Origin of the sequence: Streptomyces sp. NPDC048352 (genome assembly GCF_040651895.1) — a bacterium.
GTDB lineage: Bacteria > Actinomycetota > Actinomycetes > Streptomycetales > Streptomycetaceae > Streptomyces.
Window position 1 is genome coordinate 35414 of record NZ_JBEZKZ010000037.1, and the last position, 22429, is coordinate 57842.

Annotated in this window: 25 protein-coding genes; 12 read left to right on the forward strand and 13 right to left on the reverse strand. The window is 73.4% G+C overall.

Translation table 11 applies throughout. The features are described from left to right. Nucleotides 1-62 precede the first annotated feature (62 nt). From AB0D45_RS20100 to AB0D45_RS20115, 4 genes are all read left to right on the forward strand, one after another. Entirely contained in the window at nucleotides 63-1151 is a 1089-nt protein-coding gene (locus tag AB0D45_RS20100; protein ID WP_362460791.1) for a mechanosensitive ion channel domain-containing protein, read from the forward strand. A 133-nt stretch (nucleotides 1152-1284) separates the two neighbouring features. Continuing rightward, on the forward strand, nucleotides 1285-2145 hold the full coding sequence (locus AB0D45_RS20105) for a DMT family transporter (protein ID WP_362460794.1): 861 nt from the start codon (nucleotides 1285-1287) through the stop codon (nucleotides 2143-2145). 107 nt (nucleotides 2146-2252) lie between these two features. Then, a complete protein-coding gene (locus tag AB0D45_RS20110) occupies nucleotides 2253-3077 on the forward strand; it encodes a DUF1206 domain-containing protein (RefSeq protein WP_362460797.1) in 825 nt (274 codons plus the stop codon). A gap of 152 nt (nucleotides 3078-3229) precedes the next feature. Beyond that, nucleotides 3230-3466, forward strand: coding sequence for a hypothetical protein (locus AB0D45_RS20115; protein WP_361609075.1), 237 nt, complete (start codon nucleotides 3230-3232; stop codon nucleotides 3464-3466). Between the two features lie 542 nt (nucleotides 3467-4008). On the opposite strand, the gene AB0D45_RS20120 is transcribed toward AB0D45_RS20115, so the two are convergent. From AB0D45_RS20120 to AB0D45_RS20135, 4 genes are all read right to left on the reverse strand, one after another. Further along, complete coding sequence (locus tag AB0D45_RS20120; RefSeq protein WP_361609073.1) at nucleotides 4009-4251, reverse strand: protealysin inhibitor emfourin; 243 nt, start codon at nucleotides 4249-4251, stop codon at nucleotides 4009-4011. A gap of 374 nt (nucleotides 4252-4625) precedes the next feature. Continuing rightward, nucleotides 4626-5468 (reverse strand): class I SAM-dependent methyltransferase, encoded by an 843-nt coding sequence (locus AB0D45_RS20125; protein WP_362460801.1) that lies wholly within the window; start codon nucleotides 5466-5468, stop codon nucleotides 4626-4628. 122 nt (nucleotides 5469-5590) lie between these two features. Beyond that, nucleotides 5591-6052: a VOC family protein gene (locus AB0D45_RS20130; RefSeq protein ID WP_361609069.1), complete on the reverse strand. Its 462-nt coding sequence runs from the start codon at nucleotides 6050-6052 to the stop codon at nucleotides 5591-5593. Then, nucleotides 6049-6597 carry a hypothetical protein gene (locus AB0D45_RS20135; protein ID WP_361609067.1) on the reverse strand — a complete coding sequence of 183 codons (549 nt, stop codon included), beginning with the start codon at nucleotides 6595-6597 and terminating at the stop codon, nucleotides 6049-6051. The genes AB0D45_RS20130 and AB0D45_RS20135 overlap by 4 nt, the downstream gene beginning before the upstream one ends. A 228-nt stretch (nucleotides 6598-6825) precedes the next feature. On the opposite strand from AB0D45_RS20135, the gene AB0D45_RS20140 reads away from it, so the two are divergent. Next, complete coding sequence (locus AB0D45_RS20140) at nucleotides 6826-8274, forward strand: amino acid permease (RefSeq protein ID WP_362460804.1); 1449 nt, start codon at nucleotides 6826-6828, stop codon at nucleotides 8272-8274. A gap of 3 nt (nucleotides 8275-8277) precedes the next feature. Here AB0D45_RS20140 and AB0D45_RS20145 read toward each other — a convergent pair whose 3' ends face one another. Continuing rightward, a complete protein-coding gene (locus AB0D45_RS20145; RefSeq protein WP_362460807.1) occupies nucleotides 8278-9351 on the reverse strand; it encodes a glycosyl hydrolase in 1074 nt (357 codons plus the stop codon). A 239-nt stretch (nucleotides 9352-9590) separates the two neighbouring features. Beyond that, nucleotides 9591-10280: a type III effector protein gene (locus AB0D45_RS20150; RefSeq protein ID WP_362460809.1), complete on the reverse strand. Its 690-nt coding sequence runs from the start codon at nucleotides 10278-10280 to the stop codon at nucleotides 9591-9593. Nucleotides 10281-10405: 125 nt separating this feature from the next. On the opposite strand from AB0D45_RS20150, the gene AB0D45_RS20155 reads away from it, so the two are divergent. The 3 genes from AB0D45_RS20155 (at nucleotide 10406) to AB0D45_RS20165 (ending at nucleotide 11891) form a co-directional block, all read left to right on the forward strand. Then, nucleotides 10406-10840, forward strand: coding sequence for an Hsp20/alpha crystallin family protein (locus tag AB0D45_RS20155; RefSeq protein ID WP_361610929.1), 435 nt, complete (start codon nucleotides 10406-10408; stop codon nucleotides 10838-10840). Nucleotides 10841-10944: 104 nt separating this feature from the next. Further along, the gene (locus AB0D45_RS20160) at nucleotides 10945-11340 is read left to right on the forward strand and encodes a DUF2267 domain-containing protein (protein WP_362460812.1); all 396 of its coding nucleotides are present in this window, start codon (nucleotides 10945-10947) and stop codon (nucleotides 11338-11340) included. Between the two features lie 146 nt (nucleotides 11341-11486). Further along, nucleotides 11487-11891: a DUF2267 domain-containing protein gene (locus AB0D45_RS20165; RefSeq protein WP_362460869.1), complete on the forward strand. Its 405-nt coding sequence runs from the start codon at nucleotides 11487-11489 to the stop codon at nucleotides 11889-11891. Here the strand turns inward: AB0D45_RS20165 and AB0D45_RS20170 are convergent. Further along, nucleotides 11879-12232 (reverse strand): anti-sigma factor antagonist, encoded by a 354-nt coding sequence (locus AB0D45_RS20170; protein ID WP_361610925.1) that lies wholly within the window; start codon nucleotides 12230-12232, stop codon nucleotides 11879-11881. The two genes, AB0D45_RS20165 and AB0D45_RS20170, sit on opposite strands and share 13 nt — an antisense overlap. Before the next feature lie 120 nt (nucleotides 12233-12352). On the opposite strand from AB0D45_RS20170, the gene AB0D45_RS20175 reads away from it, so the two are divergent. Then, a complete protein-coding gene (locus AB0D45_RS20175; protein ID WP_362460815.1) occupies nucleotides 12353-12667 on the forward strand; it encodes a helix-turn-helix domain-containing protein in 315 nt (104 codons plus the stop codon). Nucleotides 12668-12710: 43 nt separating this feature from the next. On the opposite strand, the gene AB0D45_RS20180 is transcribed toward AB0D45_RS20175, so the two are convergent. Then, nucleotides 12711-13106 (reverse strand): hypothetical protein, encoded by a 396-nt coding sequence (locus AB0D45_RS20180; protein ID WP_362460818.1) that lies wholly within the window; start codon nucleotides 13104-13106, stop codon nucleotides 12711-12713. Between the two features lie 317 nt (nucleotides 13107-13423). Beyond that, nucleotides 13424-14332 (reverse strand): class A beta-lactamase, encoded by a 909-nt coding sequence (gene bla, locus AB0D45_RS20185; protein WP_362460821.1) that lies wholly within the window; start codon nucleotides 14330-14332, stop codon nucleotides 13424-13426. A gap of 302 nt (nucleotides 14333-14634) precedes the next feature. Here bla and AB0D45_RS20190 point away from each other — a divergent pair, with 302 nt between their 5' ends. Further along, entirely contained in the window at nucleotides 14635-15126 is a 492-nt protein-coding gene (locus AB0D45_RS20190) for a DUF3052 family protein (RefSeq protein WP_362460824.1), read from the forward strand. Here AB0D45_RS20190 and AB0D45_RS20195 read toward each other — a convergent pair. The 4 genes from AB0D45_RS20195 to AB0D45_RS20210 all read right to left on the reverse strand — a co-directional run bounded on the left by AB0D45_RS20195 (nucleotide 15063) and on the right by AB0D45_RS20210 (nucleotide 18747). After that, entirely contained in the window at nucleotides 15063-15938 is an 876-nt protein-coding gene (locus AB0D45_RS20195) for an alpha/beta hydrolase (RefSeq protein WP_362460827.1), read from the reverse strand. The two genes, AB0D45_RS20190 and AB0D45_RS20195, sit on opposite strands and share 64 nt — an antisense overlap. Beyond that, nucleotides 15935-16708, reverse strand: a complete 774-nt coding sequence (locus tag AB0D45_RS20200; RefSeq protein ID WP_362460830.1) for a TetR/AcrR family transcriptional regulator C-terminal domain-containing protein — start codon at nucleotides 16706-16708, stop codon at nucleotides 15935-15937. The genes AB0D45_RS20195 and AB0D45_RS20200 overlap by 4 nt, the downstream gene beginning before the upstream one ends. A gap of 8 nt (nucleotides 16709-16716) precedes the next feature. After that, nucleotides 16717-17508, reverse strand: a complete 792-nt coding sequence (locus AB0D45_RS20205; protein WP_361609183.1) for a class II aldolase/adducin family protein — start codon at nucleotides 17506-17508, stop codon at nucleotides 16717-16719. Nucleotides 17509-17730: 222 nt separating this feature from the next. After that, nucleotides 17731-18747, reverse strand: coding sequence for a polysaccharide deacetylase family protein (locus AB0D45_RS20210; protein WP_362460833.1), 1017 nt, complete (start codon nucleotides 18745-18747; stop codon nucleotides 17731-17733). 223 nt (nucleotides 18748-18970) lie between these two features. Between AB0D45_RS20210 and AB0D45_RS20215 the strand changes: the two genes are divergently transcribed. Further along, entirely contained in the window at nucleotides 18971-20596 is a 1626-nt protein-coding gene (locus AB0D45_RS20215) for a putative glycoside hydrolase (RefSeq protein ID WP_362460836.1), read from the forward strand. A 390-nt stretch (nucleotides 20597-20986) separates the two neighbouring features. Further along, nucleotides 20987-22369: a solute carrier family 23 protein gene (locus AB0D45_RS20220; protein WP_362460839.1), complete on the forward strand. Its 1383-nt coding sequence runs from the start codon at nucleotides 20987-20989 to the stop codon at nucleotides 22367-22369. Nucleotides 22370-22429 lie beyond the last annotated feature (60 nt).

The window sequence follows — 22429 nt, forward strand, 5'->3', positions numbered from 1 at the left end:
CCTCCTCGTCGGGGCAGGTGCGGGGAGGCCATGTCCTCGACGTCTACACCCGCTGAGGAGATATGAACGCCGCACTTCGCCTGCTGACCGTCCTGGGGGGCTCGATCCTGCTGACCGCCGCCGCGGGCTGGATCGTCGACCTGCTGCTGCGCCGGGCTGACGCCCGCGACCCCGGAACGCCCCTGTGGCACTCGCTGCGCCGCTGCCGTCCGGCACTGCAGATCGTGCTCCTCGCCGCGCTGCTCAGGGCCGCGTACCACCAGACCGCGTGGCGGCCGCTCCAGGAGCACCAGGCCGCCGTCGGCCGGGCCCTCTCGCTCGCCCTGATCGGTGCCGGTGCCTGGCTCATCGTGGGCGTGGCCTCCGCCGTCGTCGAGTCCGGGTACGCCCGCTACGCCACCGGGACCCGTGACCCGGCCCGGGTCCGCCGGGTCCGTACCCAGGTGACGCTGATCATGAGGGTCGTGACGGCCGTCGTCGCCGTGGTCGCGGTCGCGGCGATGCTCCTGACCTTCCCGAGCTTCCGTGCGCTCGGCACCTCGGTGCTGGCGTCCGCCGGGATCATCGGCATCGTGGCGGGCGTCGCCGCCCAGTCGACGCTGGGGAACCTCTTCGCCGGCTTCCAGATCGCCTTCGGCGACATGGTGCGCATCGGGGACACGGTCGTGGTCGCGGGCGAATGGGGCGTGGTGGAGGACATCACGCTGACCTTCCTCGCCGTGCGGACCTGGGACGAGCGCCGGATCACCATGCCCGTCTCCTACTTCACCACCCGGCCCTTCGAGAACTGGTCCCGGGGCGGGGTGCAGATGACGGGCACCGTCTTCCTGCACTGCGACCACGCCGCCCCCGTGGACCTCATCCGCGAGAAGGTGCACGAGATCCTGAACCACTGCCGGGAATGGGACGGCCGCGGCTGGGACGTCGCCGTCACGGAGACGACCCCCTCCACCATGGTCGTGCGCGCGATCGTCACGGCCAAGGACGCCGACGACCTGTGGACGGTGCGCTGCGCGGTACGGGAGCAGCTCATCGCGTGGCTCTCGGAGAAGCACCCGGAGGCGCTGCCGCGCCTGGTCCTCGCGCCGACGCCGGGAACGGAGCCCGCGGCCGGTGACCCGGGTGGGCGCTGGACGAAGCCCGGCCCGTGAGCCCGCCCCCGGCCGGGCACGCCGGGGGCCGGCCCTCTGTCTCCAGGGAGCCAGCCAACCAACTCACTCATTCGCGCGGGCAGCGGACGGTGTCACGGCCGCGAGCGGCTCCCGATGCGGTGATGATCGGGGCATGGGCTTCCTCCTGCCGGTCCTCTTCGCGCTGTTCGCGGCGTTCAGCAACGCCCTCGCGACCGTCCTCCAGCGGCGGGCGTCGCTCACCGTCCCGCAGAGCGACGGCTTCCGGTTCGGCCTCGTCCTCGACCTGCTGCGGCGGCCCCTGTGGATCGCCGGGATCCTGGCGGTGATCGCGGCCGGCGTGGGCCAGGCCCTGGCGCTGGCCACCGGCGCGCTGGCCCTCGTACAGCCCCTCTTCGTGCTGGAGCTGCCGCTCGCCCTGCTGATCGCCTCCCTGGCGGCCCGGAGCCGGCTGCCGGGGGCGCTGTGGCTCGCCGTGGCGGCGGTGGTGGCCGGGCTCGGCATCGTCCTGGTCGCGGCCGCACCGGCCGGGAACCGTACCCACGTCCCGCTCGACCGGTGGGTCCTCGCGCTGGCGGCGTGCGCGGCGGCCGTGGCGGCGCTGGCCGTGGCCGGACTGCGGCATCCGGCCGGCCGGATGCGGGCCGGCTGCCTCGGCGCGGCCACCGCCGTCTGCTACGCGCTCACGGCGGCCCTGATGAAGTCGGCCGTACACGTACTCGACGACGGCGGCATCGGCGCGTTCCTGACGACCTGGGAGACGTACGCCTTCGGCGCGAGCGGCGTCTGCGCCCTGCTGCTCCTCGAACACGCCGTGCAGGGCGGCCCGCTGGTGGCCTCGCAGCCCGCACTGACCCTCGGCGACGCCGGCGTCAGCATCGCCCTGGGGGTGCTGTTGTACGAGGAACACGTGCGGGCCCACTGGTGGCTCGTGCCGCAGCTCCTCGGCCTGGTCCTGATCTGCGCCGGGGTCCTGGCCCTGGCCAGGGTCGCCACCCCGGATCACCCCGCGTGAGCACCCCTCGCGCCGCGTGACCGGTGCGGTAGGCCTGGGACAACGCCGCCGGACGGGGCAGACGCTCCCGGGGAGCGCGCGGGCGCTCCGGGGACGGAGAGGTGGCCATGCAGTCGACTTCTGGTGAGAACCGCGTGCGGGAGGTCGCCCCCCGCGCCGGGGTCGAGGCCGCGGCCCGGGCGGGACTGGCCACGCGCGGGGTGCTGTACGTACTGGTCGGCGTCATCGCCCTGCGCATCGCCTTCGGTGAGAACCCGGGGCAGGAGGCGGACCGGCAGGGCGCGCTCGCCGGACTGGCGGGCGGCCCCCTGGGCAAGGTGCTGATCTGGGCCGTCGGGATCGGCCTCGTCGGGATGGCCCTCTGGCAGCTGTCGGAGGCCGTCTTCGGCGGACCCGGCCCCCGCGGCCGCAAGGCCCGCAAGCGGTTCGCGGCCGCGTGCCGGGCGGTGTTCTACGCGGTGGCCGCCGGGTCCGCCCTGGCGTTCGCCGCCGGGCAGGGCGGCGGCAAGTCCAGCGACGAGCAGTCGCGCGACGCCACCGCGAGCGTCCTCGAACTGCCCGCCGGCCGCTGGCTGGTCGCGCTGGCCGGGCTGGGGATAGCCGTGGGCGGCGTGGTGATCGCGGTGTCGGCCGTACGGCGCACGTTCCGCAAGCACCTGGCGCTGCCCACGTGGCCGCGGTGGGTCGGCGACGTCGTCGACGTGCTCGGCGTGGGCGGCGGGCTCGCCCGGGGCGCGCTGTTCGCGACGGCGGGCGGGTGCGCGGTCTACGCGGCGCTGGAGTTCGACCCCGGGAAGGCCAAGGGCGTCGACGACACCCTGCGCAGCTTCGCCGACACCCCCGCGGGACCGTGGCTGCTGGTGGCGGTGGCGGCGGGCCTGGTGCTGTTCGGGGCGTTCTCCTGGGCGATGGCCGCCTGGCGCCGGGTCTGAGGGCGATGGAACGGGCGGGGGAGTCCGGGTGCTCCGCGGCTGCCCCGTCCCGCCGGCGAAGCCGGCGCCGGCTTCACCGGGTGGGCCCACGATCGGCCCCGCCGGCCGTGTCGCCGAGCCCCTCACCGGTGACGGCGTGCAACCGTCTCCCCATGACGGAAGGTCTGACACCCCACCTCTCCCCGGCGCGCATCACCGTCCTGGGCATCCAACCCGGCACCCCGCCCTTTCGCATCGTCGAACTCGACGGCGAGATCGTCGGCAGGGCGACGTCGATGACGGACGTGCTCCTGGTCGCCGCGGAGGCGGGGATCACGATCCACGACCTCGACGACCTGGACGAGGTCCGGTGGGTCGGAGGGGGCAAGTTCACCTGGGCCCTGCACTGACCGACGGCGCGTCACATCGCCGCGACCCATGGCCATGAGCGCCCCGGTCGGCCACTCTGGGAGGCACGTACGCGTCTTCCCGTCGACCTCAGGTGGTGCGCATGGCGTCACGCCGCTGCATCGGGTGCGGACACGGCAAGGGTGTCCACGCCGTCTTCCTGCTCAAGTGCCTCGGCACCACGGCCGGTCCGCCGTGCGACTGCACCCGGTTCCGCGGTGCGAGCGTGCCCGATGCGCCCGCCGAAGCGGACCCCGGCCCGCAGGAGCCCCCGTGCCCCACGTGCAGCTCGCCGTTCGGGGCGTGCCGGTGCGAGTCCTGGTGGGAGCGACAGCAGCGCCAGTACGGCTCCTGTGGCGGATGCGGGGGCTAGGCCGTCTCTTCCGGATCTTTCCTGACCCGCGTCGCCCGGCACCGCACCTCGCCGCGTTGTCGAGGCACCCGAGGACGTCCAGTAATCGGGAGCCTCTCCGCCTTGCGATGCACGGCACCGGACGACGCGGGCTTAACCGGCAAGATCCGAAAGAGACGGCCTGGGAGGCGGTCAGGCGCCTTCCCCGAGAACCGTGCGGATCAGCGCCCGCTGGTCGTCGGACAGGCACGGATCCTGCACGTCGAGGACCTCGCCGTCCACGGTGATCCGGTAGTGGTAGCCGTCGGGCACGGAGGAGACGGCGCGGTGTGCGAGTTCCTCGATCCGCGCCGCGTCGCGCCGGCCCGCGGTGTCGAGTTCGCGGAGCTTCTCGGCCCCGGTGAAGCCTCCGGTGCGGGTGACCGTGATCAGCATGATCGTTTCCTCCGGTTTCTCGTCGGGTGTTCCGGGTCCCGGCGCGGTCCGCGCCGCGCGGCGTGCTGCCGCCGCTGTCGCGGTTGCCCCGGATGCGGGCCCGTTCCCGTGAGCGGGTGCCGGAGGGCGGGGAACGACCGGAAAGCGCCGCCGCACGGCCGATACGCGAGCGGGCGGGCGGTCAGCCCCGTGCCGCCGGGCGGCGTCCCCGCGCCGTCAGCATGCCGGGGCCGGGTTCCGCCGGAGCGGGCGGGCCCCGGCCCCTGCCGGGAGCAGTGGAGGCGGCGCCGGCAGGAGGAGCACGCGGCGTACGGCGTCGGCCGCCCTGAGGGGCCCTCGCCTCCCTGCCGTACGGAGCCGGCCCGGCCCGTTGCCTACCCCGCCCCCGCCGCGCCGCGTCGTGCGGTGAACAGCAGGTACTCCCACTCCATGACGCCGTCCCGCAGGGCGCCGGCCGCCAGGCCGTCGAGGGCCCCGTCCAGCGCGGCGGCCCGCTCCGGCTCGTCGGCGAGGTTCCGGTAGGCCGCGATCGTCGGCCCGTATGCGGACTTGAAGAACGCGCGGAATTCCTCCGGCTCCCGGAACGCGTCCACGCGGATCACCTGCCGCCGGGCCTCGACGCCGGTGACGCGGTCGCCGAGCAGCGTCCGCACGTGCTCCTCCCGCCCCCACAGCGGCGGCGGCTGCGCCCCCGGCGGGGGCGGCGGCGCGTACGGCTTCATGGTGGCGAACATCTGCCCGATGAACCCCTCCGGGGTCCAGCTGATCAGCCCGATCGTGCCGCCGGGCCGGCAGACGCGCACCAGTTCGTCGGCGGCGGCCTGGTGGTGCGGGGCGAACATGACCCCGACGCAGGACATCACCGTGTCGAACTCCGCGTCCTCGAAGGGCAGCGCCTCGGCGTCCGCCTCCTGCCAGCGCAGCTCGGCACCGCGTGCCGCGGCCTCCTTGCGCCCGACGGCCAGCAGCTCGGGCGTCAGGTCCGAGGCCACCACGTCGGCGCCGGCCAGCGCGGCGGGAACGGCGGCGTTCCCCGATCCGGCGGCGACGTCCAGCACCCGGTCCCCGGCCTTCACCGCGCAGGCCTCCACCAGCACGGGCCCGAGGGCCGACACGACCCGGGTGGCGACCGCCGGGTAGTCGCCGAGCGCCCACATCGTCCGGTGCTTCGCCTTGAGCGCACGGTCGGCCTCACGCGCGTCCGCCGTTCCGGTCATGCCACCCGCCTCCCTCGTCCGTACGGTGCCGATGGCCTCCTCCTTCGAGCATAGGAACCGAACGGGCCCCCAGCCCGGCGAGCCACCCGCCCCCGGCGCACGGCCGGCCGGGGCGCGCCGTGTCAGTCCAGGCAGAACTCGTTGCCCTCCGGGTCGGTCATGACGATGAAGCCCTCGCTCATCGGGGGAGCGGGCTCATGGCGGCGCACCCGCGCCGCTCCCAGGGCGACGAGCCGGCCGCACTCGGCTTCGAGTGCGGCCATCCGCTCCTCGCCCCGGAGTCCGGGGGCCGCGCGGACGTCGAGGTGGACGCGGTTCTTGACGGTCTTCCCCTCGGGGACCTGCTGGAAGAACACCCGCGGGCCGTGTCCGTCCGGGTCCTCGATGGCCGAGGCCGCGTTGTGCTGCTCCTCCGGTACGCCGGCCCGCTCCAGGAACGCGTCCCACGCCGCGAGCGGGTCGGCGCCCTCGGGCAGCTCGACCCCGGGCGGGGCGGGGTGCACGTAGCCCAGCGCGTCGCGCCAGAAGGACGACAGCGCCCGGGGGTCGCGGGCGTCGAAGGTGATCTGGACCTGGCGGCTCATGCCGTCGCCCCGTCCTCTTCCGCGCCGGCCAGGGCCGTCGTGACCATGCGGGTGGCGAAGTCGCGGTCGTCGGTCAGCTGGTTGATGTGCTCCGCGAGCAGGAGGGTGGTGGCCTCGAGGGCGTTCATCTCCTCGTCGGTCCACTCGCCGTGCTGCGTGCGCCACAGACTCGGGCTCAGGCCGATGCCCGCCGCGACCACCATCCCCACCATGGTCGGGATGGTCTCGGGGCGGACGCTCCTGCGCAGCCTGCGCATCGTGGCCACCAGGCTGGGCACCACGTACTCCATGACGTCCTTGTCGTGGCGCTCGTAGGCCTTCCGCAGCCAGGTCATGAACATGAAGATGAGGGTGCACGCACCGTCCAGCAGGTCACGGGCCTCCTCGGCGTCCATGGACGCCGTGAACTGCTCGATCAGCTGCTGCTGCTCGGGGTCGACCCCGGTCCTGCCGTCGTGGACGGCCTTGAGCCGGGAGTCGATCACCATGAGCGCGGCGCCCACATCGCCGGCCGGAGCGTGCCGGGGGTCGCAGGTCGATGACACAGGATCCTCCTCGTGTGAGCCCGCGGCGGGAGCGCGGTCACGTCCGTACGGTAGAGCGCGCAGGGGGTGGAGTCCGGCGAATGCGGAGGAAGGCCTTCTGCCGACTCCCCAGTGCCGACTGTCCACTGCCGACCGCCTTGTGCCGACGCTACCGGAGCGCCTCATTCCGTATGGCTGCCGCGTCCGAGATGATGTGCGCTCCCCACCCCCGGCGGAAAGGAACGGAGCATGGCCACCTCGTGGTCAGGGCAAGGCGTACTCCGCCGCAAGCCGATCGAGCACATCGAAGACCCCGAAGGCGCACCCAGCGAACAGCTCGCCCGCACCCTCGGCCTGTGGCAGCTCACCGCCATCGGTGTCGGCGGCATCATCGGCGCGGGCATCTTCACGCTCGCCGGCACGGTCGCCAACGGCGTCGCGGGACCGGCGGTGCTGCTGTCCTTCCTCATCGCCGGTGTGGCCAGCGCCGCGGCCGCGTTCTCGTACGCGGAGTTCGCCGGCCTGATCCCCAAGGCCGGATCCGCCTACACCTACGGGTACGCCGTCCTCGGCGAGCTGGCGGGCTGGTTCATCGGGTGGGACCTGCTGCTGGAGTACACCGCCATCGTCGCGGTGGTCGCCATCGGCATCTCCGGGTACTTCAACTTCCTCCTGGAGGAGACGGGCGCCTCCCTGCCCACCTGGATGCTCGGGGCCCCCGGCACCGGCGAGGGACACCGCTTCGACCTCATCGCGGCCGTCCTGTGCCTGTTCACGGCCTACCTGCTCACCCTGGGCATCAGGAACGCGGCACGCTTCGAGACGGTCGTGGTCGTCCTCAAGGTGCTCGTCGTGCTGCTGGTCGTCGTCGTCGGCTTCTTCCACATCAACACCGGCAACTACACGCCCTTCTTCCCCTTCGGGGTGGGCGGCGCCTTCACCGGCGCGGCCACGGTCTTCTTCGCGGTCTTCGGCTACGACGCGATGAGCACGGCGGCGGAGGAGTCCAAGGACGCGCAGCGCCACATGCCCAAGGCGATCCTCTACTCCCTCGCCATCGCCATGGTGCTGTACGTCCTCGCCTGCCTGGTCCTGACGGGCATGCAGAAGTACACGGACATCGACCCGGAGAGCGGTTTCTCCAGCGCCTTCAAGGCGGCCGGACTGCCCGTGGTCGCCGACATCATCGCGGTCGGGGCGATCATCGGCATCCTCACGGTGATGTTCACGTTCATGCTCGGCGTGACCCGCGTGTGGTTCTCCATGAGCCGCGACGGCCTGCTGCCCCACTGGTTCGCCAAGACGCACCCGACCCGGCACGTCCCGACCCGCGTCACCTGGATCGTCGGCGTGGCGTCGGCGGCGATCGCGGGCTTCGTGCCGATCGGCGAGGCGGCGGAGCTCACCAACATCGGGATCCTGCTCGCCTTCGCCGTCGTGTGCACCTCGGTCATCGTGCTCCGCTACCGGCGTCCGGACCTGCCCCGCACCTTCCGCACGCCGCTGATGCCCTTCACGCCCGCGGTCGGTGTCATCGCCTCGATCTGGCTGATCACCTACCTGCGCGTGGAGACCTGGATCCGCTTCGTGGTCTGGTTCCTCATCGGGCTGGTCGTCTACTTCGGCTACTCCTACCGCCACTCCAAGCTGGCCGGGCGCACCCCGGGCACGACCGCCGGCCGGGAGCCGCGGCCGTAGGGGTCAGGGCCGCGGGAGGGAAGCCCGCCGGCCGCCCCGGTGCTGCGACAGGAGCTCCCGGAACACCTGTGCGGCCTGCGGGTTCTCCTCGCACTGCCACACGCCGTGCGGGCAGTAGTCGGTGATGCTGTGGTAGAGCGGCTTGTGCGCGGCGATCCACTCCAGCATGTCCCGCATGTACTCCGCGTTGTCGCCGTTGCGGAACAACCCCCACTCGGGGTACGAGATCCGCTTGCCGTGGGCCCTGGCGAAGTCGACCTGGGCCCGCAGCCCGTGCGGCTGGTCGACGTACTCGGCGAAGGTGTTCCCGGGAGGCTGGTCGTAGGAGTCCATGCCGATGATGTCGACCACGTCGTCGCCGGGGTAGCACGTGGTCCAGGCGATGGCGTCGGGCCCCCGGTTGGGGGCGAAGTCGAACCGGAACCGCTGGCCCTCCACCGAGCGCATGGCGCCCACGATGCGCCGCCAGTACTGCTTCCAGCTCGCGGGGTCGGGCCGGCACCGGTGGGTGTAGTTGAAGCCGTTCATCTCCCAGCCGAGCACGATCACCGTGTCCGGCACCCCGAGCGAGACCAGGCGTTCGGCCAGCCGCCGGAAGTGGCCGTCGTACGCGCCGTGCGCACCGGCGCGGAGCAGTTCGGCGACCCGGGCGTCGGGCGCGCCGTCCTCGTTGCCCGCCAGCATGGGCACGTTCAGGACGAACAGCCGGTCGGACCTCTGCTTGCGCCACCGCGCCCAGCTGTCGAGGGAAGCGGGCTCCCCCTCGATGTTCGCCCACGTGTCGCCGGGCAGGTAGGTGTGCCCGGCGCGCAGGTCGGTCCCCCCGAGCCAGCGCGAGAGCCCCTGCATCATGTCGACGCCGGGCGAGGCGTAGTGGAGGTAGGCGCCCACCGCGATCCCCGAGCCGGAACCGCCGCGCGACGCCCCGTGCGGCGCGGGGACGGGGGCGAGGGCGCCGCGCGGTCCGGACCCGCCCGGGGACCCCTCGTGCGGGGCGGGGGCACCCCCGTAGGCGAGCAGGGCGACGAGGGCCGTACTGATGCAGGCGCCGGTCATCCAGCGGCGTCTCCGGGACATGGCGTCTCCACAAGCTTCGCGAACGGACGGGCTTGCCAGTGACGTTAGGCGTCCCCACCGGGCCGCGGCCTGCCCGGTGCCCCGATCCTGGGCCATTCGCGGTAGCCGGGGCCCCCGCGCCTGGACCGACCGGGTGAAAGCCGGGCCCTGACCGCATGTCGCGGGGCCGCGGGGTCCAGGCGCGTGGACCGGGGGGCCGGCGGCGGCCGGAGCGCGCGGGGCGCACGGCCCCGCGCCGGTCACGCGCCGCGCTGTTTGTCGCTGTCGTCGCGCAGGCGGCGGGTGTGCTCCCGTATCGCGTCGACGCGCTCGGCGAGGTCCCCGTGGCCCGCGTGCAGGTCCCGGTGGGTGGCCGACAGCGGTTCGACGAGGCGGGCCGCGTCCTGGCTGCCCAGGGCCGCGTTGAGCTCGCCGATCCTGCCGTCCGAGGCCGCGGGCAGGTCGGTGAGCCCGATGATCTGCCCGGCCAGCTGGCGCAGCGCGCCGGCGTTCTCCCTGGCCCAGGCGGTGACGCTGCGCTCCGCGGCACGCCGGTCGCGCACGGCCTGGACCCGCTGCTCGCCGGTCGTCTCGGCGGCGCCGGGGCGCACGCGCAGGTACCGGCGCTCGGCCGCCTGCCGGCTGGCCACGCCGAGCGGCCCGGCCAGGTCGGCCCAGCTGGCACCCGCCGCCCGGGCGGTCTCGATCAGCCCGCTCTCCCACCCCGCGAGTTCCGTACGCACCTCCCGGAGCAGCTGGAGGGCCGCGAGGGCGTGGTGCGGTCCGTCGGCGGGCCCCGGGGGAGTGCCGCTCCCGGCGCTGTGCGCCTCGTCCACCGCCGCCCGGATGGCCTCCAGCGCGCCCGCGGCGGCGAAGAAGGTGGCCGGACCGGGCTGCGCGGGGGCGGGGCCGGGCTGCTGTTCGGAGGCGGGTTTCCTGGCCGCGTTCACGGACCCTCCCTGATGTCGTCGACTGCATGACGTCTGCTGTTGTCATCCGATGGACGACATGCTACAACGGGATACGCGAAAAGCGCATGGCAACCACTGCCTGAAGCGACCGGAGGTGTTTGACGATGCTGATGCGCACTGACCCGTTCCGTGAACTCGACCGGCTCACCCAGCAGCTCATGGGGACGGCCGGCACCTGGTCCAAGCCGTCCGTGATGCCGATGGACGCCTACCGCGAGGGCGAGGAGTACGTCATCGCCTTCGACCTCCCCGGCGTCAACGCGGACGCGATCGACATCGACGTCGAGCGGAACATGCTCACGGTGAAGGCCGAGCGCCGGCCCACCCTGAAGGAGAACGACGTCCAGATGGAGCTCTCCGAGCGGCCCCTGGGCGTGTTCTCCCGGCAGATCGTGCTGGCCGACACCCTCGACACCGAGCACATCGCGGCCGACTACGACGCAGGTGTCCTGACCCTGCGCATCCCGATCGCCGAGCGCGCCAAGCCCCGCAAGGTCAGCATCAACGCGGGCGGCGGCCGCAAGGAGATCCGCGGCTGACACCGGCCGCCCCGCAGGACCGGCGAAGGACGGGAACGAACCTCCCCCCGGCACCCGCCCTTCGCCCACCCCTCCTTTCACCCCTGCCACGGAGGTCCCAGGCGATGACACTGCGCTGGGAGGCGTTCCTCGACCAGGTGCGGGAACGCGGCGAGTACGACACCCGCGAGGAAGCGGACCGTGCCGCCCGCGTCGTCCTGGCCCTGCTCGGCGCCCACGTACTGGGCGCCGAGCGGGCCGAACTCGCCGCCCGCCTGCCCGAGAGCTACGCCCTGATCCTGCTCAATCCGCTCCAGGCGGCCGAACCCCTCAGCCCCGAGCGCTTCGTCCGCGCGACGGCGGCGTGGATCGAGGGCGCCTCCCAGGCCACCGCCACCTGGGACGTCGCAGCCGTCCTCAGCGTCGTCGCCGACGCCGCCGGGGAAGAGCTGACGGACAGACTGCTGCTCCAGCTCCCGACCGGCTACGACGCCCTCTTCGGCCGCCCCCAGTCCATCTGACCCCGGACCGGTCCGGTCCCGCCGCGGTTCGCGCGGGGGGCCGGGCCGGCTGCCGCCCACCCCCTGCCAGCCCCACGAGAAAGGCGTGGCCCGTGCTCACCCCGACCACACTTCCCCCGCAGGCCCCCGGCACGACCTACGACCAGATGCTGGAAGCCGTCCGCTACGACGGCGCCTACCCCACCACGCAGCGTGCCGAGGAAGCCGTCCAGCGCGTCCTGGCCGCCCTGGGCCGTCAGCTCACCGGCGACGAGCGCCGTGACCTGGCGCAGTGCCTCCCCGTCGAGGCCGCCCTCGCCTTCAGCGCCGAACTGCCCGTCGCCGTACCCCTCACCGGGTGGGCCTTCGTACGGGACCTCGCCGCCCGCAGCGGCGGCACCCCCGCGACCGCCCGCTGGGAGACCGGAGCCGTCCTGACGGTCGTCGCCCGCCTGGCCGGCCCGCATCTGACGAGCCGCATCCTCGAACAGCTCCCGGACGGCTGGGCCCTGCTCTTCGGCCGGGCCGAACTGCGCCGCCCCCAGCGCGCGGTCCGGGCTCAGGTGAGGTAGCGGCGGGTGCCGGTGAGGTGGAGGAGCCGGTCCACGCGGCGGCTGGTCGTGGTGACGCGCATGCGGCGGTGGGCCCGGTCTGCGGCGGCGCGGGCGGCCAGCAGGGCGTTCAGGCCGGCGCAATCGCAGAAGGTGACCTGACCGAGGTCGACGGCGACGGCCGTCCGGTAGGAGAGGAGCGCGGCCAGCAGGGTCTCGAGGAGCGCGGCGGCGCTGTGGAAGTCGACCTCGCCGCTGACGGTGACGAGTGCCGTCCCGGGTTCTCGCTGCTCGACCGTGATCCTCAGGCCGTCGGCCGGTACGGCCGGGGCAAGGGGGCCGCACTGCATGGTCAGGGTCATCCGGTCCTCCCCGCGCTCTCGGGGGCTGTCCTTAGCAGCATCGTCCGCGCCGGGCCGACATGCGTCAAGAAATACGCGAAAAATAGTGCATATATCCCAAAGCTGGCACATCCTGGAGGCATGGGAGATCCGCCGGTTCCCAGCGCGCCCTGGACGTTCCTCACCAGCCACGCCCGGGTCCTGCTGGCCATCGCCCGGGACCCCGGCGCGCGGCTGCGGGAGGTCGCCGAGAACTGCCTGCTGACCGAGAGGACGGTCCAGTCGATCGTCTCCGATCTGGAGGAGGGCGGCTACCTCAGCCGGATGCGCGTGGGCCGCCGCAACCACTACCGGATCAACTCCGGCGCCAAGTTCCGCCACCCCGCCGAAGCGGGCCGCGACATCGCCGGCCTCCTCAACCTCCTCGCGGGCCCCCAGCCGGGTCCGCGCCCGTGAGCCCCGTCCGCCGGCGTCCGGGCCGGTGGCCCGCGTCCCGTCGTCAGCCGGCCAGCGCGACGAGCCTGCGGTACGCGAGCTGGTCCGGCCGCCGGGCCGTGAGGTGCACGTGCACGTCGGTGAGGAGTTCCCGCAGGACCGTGTAGGCGGCCGTGTAGTCCTCCTCCTGCCCGACCGCGTCCGAGGGCATCCAGAAGATCAGCAGCGGTTCGTTGCGCCGGGCACCCCCCGGAGTGGCGAAGGCCAGCTCGTGGACGACCAGCCGCGGCTCCGTGAGGGGCAGGCACTGGATCAGTTCCTCTTGGGTCCAGTTGGCCACCGCCTCCGGGACCAGGGCCCCTTCCGCCAGCCGCAGGACCGCGGTGTTGACCTCCCGCTTCTCCTTCACGTGGTGGAGGGCTTCAAGGCATTCCTCGGACACGAGGACGGGGCTGCTCACGGGTTTCCCCTCTCAGGCGTGGCTGTCACGCGGGGATCAACGCCGCGGCTCCCCCGCAGGTTGCTCTCCCGTTCCCCCTCGCGCGCGCCGGTGCCGGTGAGCCGGTGTGAAACCCAGACCGAATCCCGCACCCGGGGGGCGTGACCTATGGGCTGGTGAATCGTTTTCCCTATGTCGCACCAGCAGGTACACCGCTCCCCCCTTGCGGTACGCGACACACAGGGCCCGGAAGCCCGTCCCCCCGGCTTCCGGGCCCTGCCGCCGCGTCCACTCCTCTGCGGGGGCCGGCGGCTCCGGCACCCCCGGGCCTGCGGGGATCACATCAAGGCCGACGCCAGCAGCGCGGCCGTCTCGGCGATCAGCGGCTCGTCGGCCGACGCCGCGGGCTCGTTCCGGGTGGAGAGGACCGCCATGGTGACCGGTCCCCGGCCGGGCGGCCAGGTGATCCCCACGTCGTTGGCCGTGCCGTAGCGGCCGCTGCCGGTCTTCTCGGCGACCTTCCAGTCCTTCGGCAGCCCGGCGCGCAGGCGGTTGGCGCCGGTCGTGTTGCCCAGCAGCCACCCGGTCAGCCGTTCACGGTCGGGCCGGCTGAGGGCGTCCCCGACGGCGAGCCGGGTGTAGGTGCGGCCGAGGGCGCGGGGGCTGGACGTGTCACGGACCCTTGCCGGTTCCGCGGAGTTCAGGTCGGGCTCCCACCGGTCGAGCCGGGTCACGCCGTCGCCGATGGACCGGCAGAAGCGGGTGACGGCGTACGGGCCGCCGAGCTCGCGCAGCAGGAGATTCGCGGCGGCGTTGTCGCTGTGGGTGATGGCTGCCGCGCACAGGTCCGCGACGGCCATGCCGTCTTCGAGGTTCTGCGGCAGACCGGTGACCGGCGCGTAGCCCGACTGCTCGACCTCCTGATGCGTGTACCGGATGCGGCGGCCGAGGAAGGTGCCGTCATGGTCGAGGTCCCGCAACACCGCGGCCACGGCGACGGTCTTGAACGTCGAGCACAGGGGGAACAGCTCGTCCGCCCGGTAGAGCACGGTCCTGCCGGTGGCCGCGTCCCGCGCGAAGACCCCCAGTCGTGCCGCATGCGCCCGCTCCAGCGCACGCAGCCGGCCGGAGATCCCGCCCTCCGGCCCGACGGCCGCGGAGGCCGGGCCTGCGGCCGGGAGAACCGTGGCCAGAGCGGCCGCTGCCACCCCGCCGACGAACCGGCGCCGATCGGGGCGCACCTCCATGAGCACGTCCTCTTGTCCGTGTGAGCGGGCCCGGGACGGGCCTCGCTCCGGGCAGTCCAGTCCAGGGCGCCACGAAAGCGTGGGCCGTGGGCGGCCCCAGGGGGAGGGGGGCCGCCCACGGTCACCCAGCCGCGGTGGCGGCCCGTCTGCGAAGGCGCACCACCGACACCCCGCGTGTATCCCGGACGGCGGCGTCCAAACCCGTGGAGGTGCTCCGGGCGCCGCGGGCCCCTGGTGACCGCGCGTCCGGTCCCGTACGTTGCGGCGGGGGTGCCGACCGCGCACCCGCGAGGAGACGGCGGATGACGGCGTACGAAGCCCCGACGGTCATGGCCGCCCGGCTCGGTGTCACGGCGGGACAGCGCGTGATGGAGGTCGGCTTCGACCATGACGTGGACGACGGGCTGCGCGCGGGGATCGAAGGGCTGACGGGCACGGCCATGCTCGACGACGACGCCGCCGACGCGGCGGGCACGGCCGTGGACGCGGTGCTGATGTGGTTCCGGCTGGGCGACGGGGACCTCCCCTTCCTGCTGGACGACGCGCGCGTTCCGCTGGCCGAGGGCGGCACGGTCTGGGTCGTCACTCCCGTGGCCGGCAAGCCCGGCCACGTCGACCCGGACGAGGTCGGCGAGGCCGCGCAGGACATCGGTATGGCCGCGACCGCCTGCGTGCCCCTCGGAGCCTGGCAGGCCACCCCGGTCGTCCGCGACGGCGGGACCGGCCGGCCTCAGGGCGCCAGGAACGATCCCAGCGCGGCGGCGACGGCCGACGGATCCTCCAGCTGCGGATAGTGCCCGACCGCGGGCGGCCCGGCGAGTTCGACGACGCGGGCCCGCGGCATCCGGGTGCGGATCCGTGCCAGCACGTGGGCGCCGCTGACGGGATCGGCCGGCCCCCATACGAAGAGCACCGGGCCCGGGTACTCCTCCAGGGCCGCCGTCCACCGCCCGGCATGGCGGCGGCGCTCGTCGATGTAGCGCAGCAGCCGCGGCGCGCGCCGGTGGCCGCCCGCCCGGGACGCCGCCGCCCACAACTGCCGCACGTCCGCGTCGCAGAGCTCCCGCCCCAGCACCCCGCGCAGGGCCGCGCCGAACCGGCGGCGTGTGGTCAGGGGCGCGACCAGCGGGCCGAGCGGCCCGTGCAGCAGGCGCTGGGTCACGACCGGGCGGTGCAGGTCGGGGTAGAGCCCGCCGTTGAGCCAGGCCATGCGGGTGACGCGCGACGGGTCCCGGGCCAGCAGCTCCTGGCCCACGCTGACGCCGTAGTCGTGCGCGACCAGGGCGGTACGACCGGTTCCGCACCGCCGCCACACCTCCTCAACCAGGGTGGCCTGGTCCAGCAGCGAGTACCGGTGCCGGCGCGGTTTGTCGCTCTCCCCGAAGCCGAGGAAGTCCAGGGTGGTCACCCGCAGTCCGGCCGCGGTGAGGGCCGGGACGACCGGCGCCCAGTCGTGGGAGGAGGTGGGGAAACCGTGGAGCAGGGTCACGGGCGCCCCGTCCGCAGGACCGTCCTGGCGGACGAAGACCTCGTGGCCGCCGACCGGGACGCGGGTGCCGCCCCGGACCCACTGCTCCAGCGGCGGCAGGACGGGTGTGCTCCTCACGCTCCGGCCCCCTCGGCGTGCAGATGGCCCAGCCCCGCGATCAGCACGCGCAGGCCGAAGGCGAACTCCTCCGTACCGTCAGGGGAGTTGAGCAGGCCGGCATGGCGGCGCACCACCGGGTGGGTCTGCGGGGACAGGCCGGCGAACAGCTCCGCCATCGCCGCGCGCTGCGGACCGGTCCGGGCCGCCCCACCCGTGTCGAGCACGGCGGAGCCGATCACGAAGTGGGTGACCGTGAGGTACACGTGCACGGCGGTGCGCGGGGCCCACCCCTGGGCCAGGAGCTGCCCGAGGGCGTGCTCGCGGGCCCGCAGGGCGTTGGGGCCGAGCAGCTGGCCGCTGGTCAGGGCCGGGACGAGGGCCGGATGGGCGGTGAGGACCCGGCGGAACTCCCGCGCCCCCTGCTCCAGGCCGGCCCGCCAGTCCCCGTCGAGGGAGGGCAGCCGGATCTCGCCCAGCATGTGGTCGACGGTCTCGATCAGGAGCTCCTCCCGGCTCGCCACGTGGCGGTACAGGGAGGTGTGGCGCACCTGGAGGTGTTCCCCGAGGCTGCGCATCGTGAGGGCGTCCAGCCCGTCACGGTCGGCGAGTTCGAGGGCGCCCCCGGTGATCCGGGCCAGGGTCAGCCCGCCCGTGCGGGGCCGGCGCCGGTCACGCTCGGCGTAGCGCGCCTGCCACCACGAGGCGGAACCGGGTTCCGCAGGCACCGGCGCGGGGCCGGCGGGGTCTGCGGAACCCGCGGGCGGCTGACGGTCGGAGGCGGTTGCCATGCCGGGGCCTACTCGAAGAGGTCGGGGTCGGTGCGGACGATCTCGTCCCACAGCGGCTGGAAGGAGAACCAGCCGGCGAGCGGGAAGCCGGTCTGGTCGCGGGTGTGCCGGGCGGCTTCGGGATCGATGAGCAGCGGCGTGCCGGCGGCCTGCGCCAGCAACTGCGCCTGGGCGCTGCGCTCCATGGAGATGAACCACCAGGCCGCCTCGTCGACGGATTCGCCGACGGTGAAGATGCCGTGGTTCTGGTGGATGACGGCCCTGTGCGGCCCGAGCCCCGCGGCGAGCTGCCGGCCCGCCTCCTCCTCGACCACCACGGCCCCGGCGCCGTCACGGTGCACGGTGTGCTGCTCGTACAGGGCGCAGGCGTCCTGGGTGATCGGGTCGAGCAGACGGCCGAGGCTGGAGAAGGCCTTGCCGTGCACGGCGTGCGCGTGGGCGGCGGCGACCACGTCGGGACGGGCCGCGTGGATGGCGGAGTGGATCACGAACCCCGCACGGTTGACCGGGCGACGGCCGTGGCGGACCCGGCCCTCGTGGTCGACCAGGATCAGGTCCGAGACCCGGATGTGCCGGAAGGACATGCCGAACGGGTTGACCCAGAACATGTCCGGATATTCCGGGTCGCGCACCGTGATGTGCCCCGCGACGCCCTCGGAGAAGCCGAACCGGCCGAAGATCCGGCAGGCTCCGGCGAGCCGCTGCTTGCGGTGCTCGCGCTCCTGGTCGAGGTCGTCGAACACGGGGGGCAGCGACAGCTCCACGTCCTCCTGCCGCGGGACGAACGCGCTGCCGCGCAGTCCCTCGGCCACGCGGGCCGTTGCCGTACCGCTCCCCGTCGTGCGGCCGTCCGCAGGCTCCTGCACGGCGCCCCCTCTCCTTGTGCGTCCATTGGACGCACATCCTGCGTCCAATGGACGCATTGCGCAAGACCCCGGAGGGCCGGCCGGAGGGGACCGGCCGGTGTCCGGTGCGCGGGGGAGGGTCTGCGGGGGAGGGTGCGCGGGGGAGGGCCGCCCCGGTCAGTACGCCCGGGCCCGCTTGGCGAAGGCCGGTGCCAGCTCGTCGCGCGATGCGCTGGGGAAGGCGACGGTGTCCGGGTCGCCGTCGGAGACGTACCGGCTCTTCGTACTGGCGAGCTTGTCCAGCCAGCGCGACGAACCGAACTCGGCGTCCTCGTCCTTGGGCCCCGCCGAACGGATCCGGGGGATCGCGCCGGGGGTGAACGCCTTCGAGAACGGGGAGACCGACGGGTTCGAGCCCACGAGGTACACCCCGTCGTAGCGGTAGCCCGCTCCGCGCGCCGCGACCTCGGCCGGTTCGGGCATCGCGCCGAACGGCAGGGCGAGCGACGTGACCCGCGTCCCGGGCGCGGCCTTCTCGATCGCCTGCTGTCCGGACGAGATCGCCCTCGCGGCGCCCGCCTGGTCCAGGGAGCGCAGGTTCTCGTGGCGGCCGGTGTGGTTGGCGACCTCGTACCCGTGCTCCTTCAGCCAGGTCAGGGCCTTGGCGGAGCCCGTGGCCGAGAAGGCGTCCGCGTTGACGAAGAAGGTCGCCACCGGCTTGAACGCGGGGTGCTTCTTCGCCGTCTCCGCCAGGATGGCGACGGCGGTGTCCGGTGCGGGGGCGCCGTCCGGTCCCAGACGCACCTGACTGTTGGTCGAGTCGTCGAACGTGAGGACCACCGGGTGCGCGCCGGCCGGGATGTCGATGCGGCCCGTCTGGAAGTCGCGGGCCGTCACGGGTACGTAGCCCTCCCGGGCCAGCCGCTCCAGCTCGGCCCGGAAGTCGGCCGGGGTGCGGTCGTAGACGCTGGCCGGCTTCTCGGTGAGCTGGTGGTACATCAGCACCGGCACCTGGCCGAGTTCGTTGGCGCCGACCACCGCCGGGTCCTTCGCGGCGACGGGACTGGCCGCCGCCGCGGTGGCGGCCGCGGGGCGTCCCCCGGCGGCGGCCGGTGACGAGCCCGTGGAACAGCCGGTGGTGGCGAGCAGGGCGGCGCCCGCCAGGGCGCCGAGCGGGACGAGCGGGTGACGCATGGGAAGCCTCTCCACAGCGGACGTGTCGCGCCATACCTACCTGCGGCAGGAGCCCTCATACCGCACTGTCCCCTGCATGGCGTAGTCGCCACGCCGGGACCGAACGCGGCCGATCGTGTGAAATACGGGCCGCTCCGGGCGACCGTTCCCCCTGAGCGGCAATGAATGGAGGCACCATCCGGCCCACCCCACTCCCCACGCCCCCGGCACGAAGGACGTCACGATGTCCCGCACCCGCATATCGCCCTCCGCCCCCTCCTTCCGTCCGCGCCGCCCGGCCCGCCGGGGCGCCCTCATAGCGACGACCTGCGCGCTCGCGGTGGCCGGAGCGGGCGTCGGCGCCTGGACGTTCCTCGCACCGGGCCCCGGCATCCAGGGTCTGAGCGACGGGGCCGTCCTGAACGGCCGCCAGGCCGCACAGCTCGACGCCTACCTCGCCGCCGACGCGGCCGGCGGCAGGGACGAGCTGCACGCCACCCTGGACGGCGCGGCGGTCCCCGTCGCAGCCGACGGCGCCCGGCTGAAACTCGCCCTCCCGCAGCTCAAGGAAGGCCGGCACACCCTGGTGGTGGACGGCGCCGGCAGCTTCCCCTTCGCCTCGTACCACAGGGTCGTGGGCTTCCACGTGGACGCCACCGCTCCCGAGCTGAAGGTGGCCGACCCCGTCGTCAAGAACGCCGCCGCCCCCGTGACCATCACGGGCACCGCCTCCACCGACGCCCAGGTGAGCGTCAACGGCAAGAAGGTCCCCCTCGACAAGGCAGGCGCCTTCACGGCCACGGTCCCCAAGGGCACCCCCCTCGTCACGGTCGCGGCGGTGGACCGCGCCGGGAACACCACCACCAAGGACGTGTCCGCCCGCGGCCGCCGCCCCATGATCCGGGCCGCGCACATCACCGCCATCGGCTGGGGCGACGACACGCTGCGCACCGGCATCCTCGCCCTGGTCCGCAGCGGCAAGCTCAACGCCGTCGAGCTGGACGTCAAGGACGAGGACGGCGAGGTCGGGTACGCCTCGCAGGTGCCGCTGGCCCGCCAGATCGGCGCGGCCAAGGGCTACTACGACGCCCGCAAGGCGATCGCCGAGATCCACGCCGCCGGAGCCCAGGTCATCGGCCGCATCGTGGCCTTTCGCGACCCCAAGCTGGCCGGCGCGGCATGGAAGGCCGGCAAGTCCGACCAGCTCGTGCTGACGCCGGGCGGCCAGCCCTACAACGGGGGCCACTACGGCGCCCTGTCCTTCACCAACTTCGCCAACCCCACGGTCCGCAAGTACAACCAGGACCTCGCCGTCGAGGCGGCTCGGCTCGGCTTCGACGACATCCTCTACGACTACGTGCGCCGCCCGGACGGCCCGCTCTCGCAGATGAGCTTCCCCGGCATCGGCAGCGCCACGCCCGAGCAGTCCATCACCTCGTTCGTCGCCGACACCCGTACCGCGCTGCGTCCGCACGCCAAGTACCTCGGCGTCTCCGTCTTCGGGATCGCCGCGACCCGGCCCACCGAGATCGCGCAGGACATCGGGGCCCTGGTCAAGGTCACCGACTACATCGCGCCGATGGTCTACCCCTCCCACTGGGGCCCGGGAGAGTACGGTGTCGCGCAGCCGGACACCGCCCCGTACGCGATCGTGCAGCGTTCGCTCGCCGACTTCGCCCGGCAGGCGAAGGGCACGCAGACCGAGATCATCCCGTGGCTGCAGGACTTCTCGATGGGCAGCTCCTACGGGCCCGCGGAGGTGGCCGAGCAGATCAAGGCCGCGGCGGACAACAAGATGAACTCCTTCATCCTGTGGAACGCCGGCGCCCGCTACCAGGGCGCGGCCCTCCAGCAGATCGCCGCACACTGACCGTTCAGGCCGGCCCGGTATCCCCTGCGAGGGGGTACCGGGCCTCGTGCTGACCGGGGCAGGGGTCACCGCCCGGTGGCGGGCCGGGCGATGGCGAGCCTACAGAGGCGGGCCTGACGGAGGCGACAGCGGACACCGGTGCGGGCGGCTCCCGGACGGTGGCGGCAACGTACGTCGGCGGACGGGAAGCCGTCAAGGCCCTTGTCCGAGCGTGGTTTGCGCGGCGGCGCCGTTCGCGCCGACCCCGACGGAACCGATGCGTCCACAGCCCTTGACGGGCCTCCGGGGCCCTCACATACTGGCGGCCAAATCGATTTGGCCACCTCGGTCCGACTCCTGCCCGGAGCCGGACCGCAGCCAAAGCCGGAGCGAGCCGAACGGAGCTCGAACGTGTCCAGTCCCCGCACCCTCACCCATCCCGTGGACCAGTCCCGCCCACTGAGCAGGATCCTCCTGTTCGGTCTCCAACACGTCCTCGTCATGGCGGCGACACCCGTCTCGGCGATCTTCCTGATGAGCGCCACCCTGCACCTCGAGCCCGGCCTCACCGTGAACCTGCTCTCGGCGGCCTTCGTCCTCTCCGGGGTCGGCTCCCTCATCCAGTCGCTGGGCCCCTGGAAGTTCGGACCCCGGCTGCCCTTCGTCATGCTGCCCGGCGGAGCCCCGCTGATCCTCTTCCTCGCCATCGCCGAACAGCACGGGGTGCGCACCGCCACCGGAGCGGTGATCATCAGCGCCGCCTTCTACTTCGTCGTCCTGCCCGTCTTCTCACGCCTGTTGAAGTTCTTTCCGACCCTGGTCATCGGCACGATGATCGTCATCGTCGGAGTCAACCTCGTGAAGGTCGGCGCGCTCCTCGTCACCGGCCGGCCGGGCACGCCCGGCTTCGCGGACCCCACCGACCTCGCCCTCGGCATGGCGACGATCGGCTTCACCGTCGCCCTCTACTGGCTGTTCAGCGGGGTCGTACGGCAACTCGCCGTGATGCTCGGCCTGATCGCCGGCACCGCCCTGGCCTTCGCCCTCGGCCGCTTCGACTTCGGCGGCATCACCGACGGCGGAGTGCTGAGCGCCCCGCAGCTGATGCCGTTCGGCACGCCCGAGTTCCACCTGATGGCCGCGCTGCCCCTGATGCTGTACGGCCTCGCCTCCATGGCGGAGGCCACCGGGCAGACCGTCATCAACGCGGAGACCGTCGGCAAGGAGATCGACAAGCGCACCGCCGTCCCGCGGACCATCCGCGGCGACGCCCTCGTGTCCCTCTTCGGCGGGTTCCTCGGGCTGCCGCTCATGGTGACCAGCGGCGAGAACATCGGGATCGTGCGCGTCACGGGCGTCCGCAGCCGGTTCGTCACCGCAGCGGCAGGCGTCGTCCTCATCGTCATCGGCTTCCTCGCCCCGCTCATCCGCGCCATCAGCGTCATCCCGTCCGCCGTCGTCGGCGGTACCGCCATGGTGGTCTTCGCCGTCATCACCGTGCTCGGCATCCAGATGCTGGGCAAGGCCCAACTCGAAGAGCACTCCCACGGGTTCATCTGCGCCGTCGCCGTCGCGCTCGGCCTGCTGCCGATCCTGGTGCCCGGCGTCTACGCGGGCCTGCCGTCCGAGGCGCGGATCCTCCTCGAAAGCGGCGTGGCCGTCGGCGCGTTCACCGCCGCCATCCTCAACGTCCTCTTCCACCACGTACGGCCCCGGCTGGCCCGGGGGCGCACCGGCGAGCCCGCCACCGCACGGGTCGACGCGGTCGAGCCGCACGCCGTCCCGCACGCCTGACCGCGGCCCCGTACCCGCACTCGCACGGCACCACCCGTACACCCGATCCGTTCGCGAAGG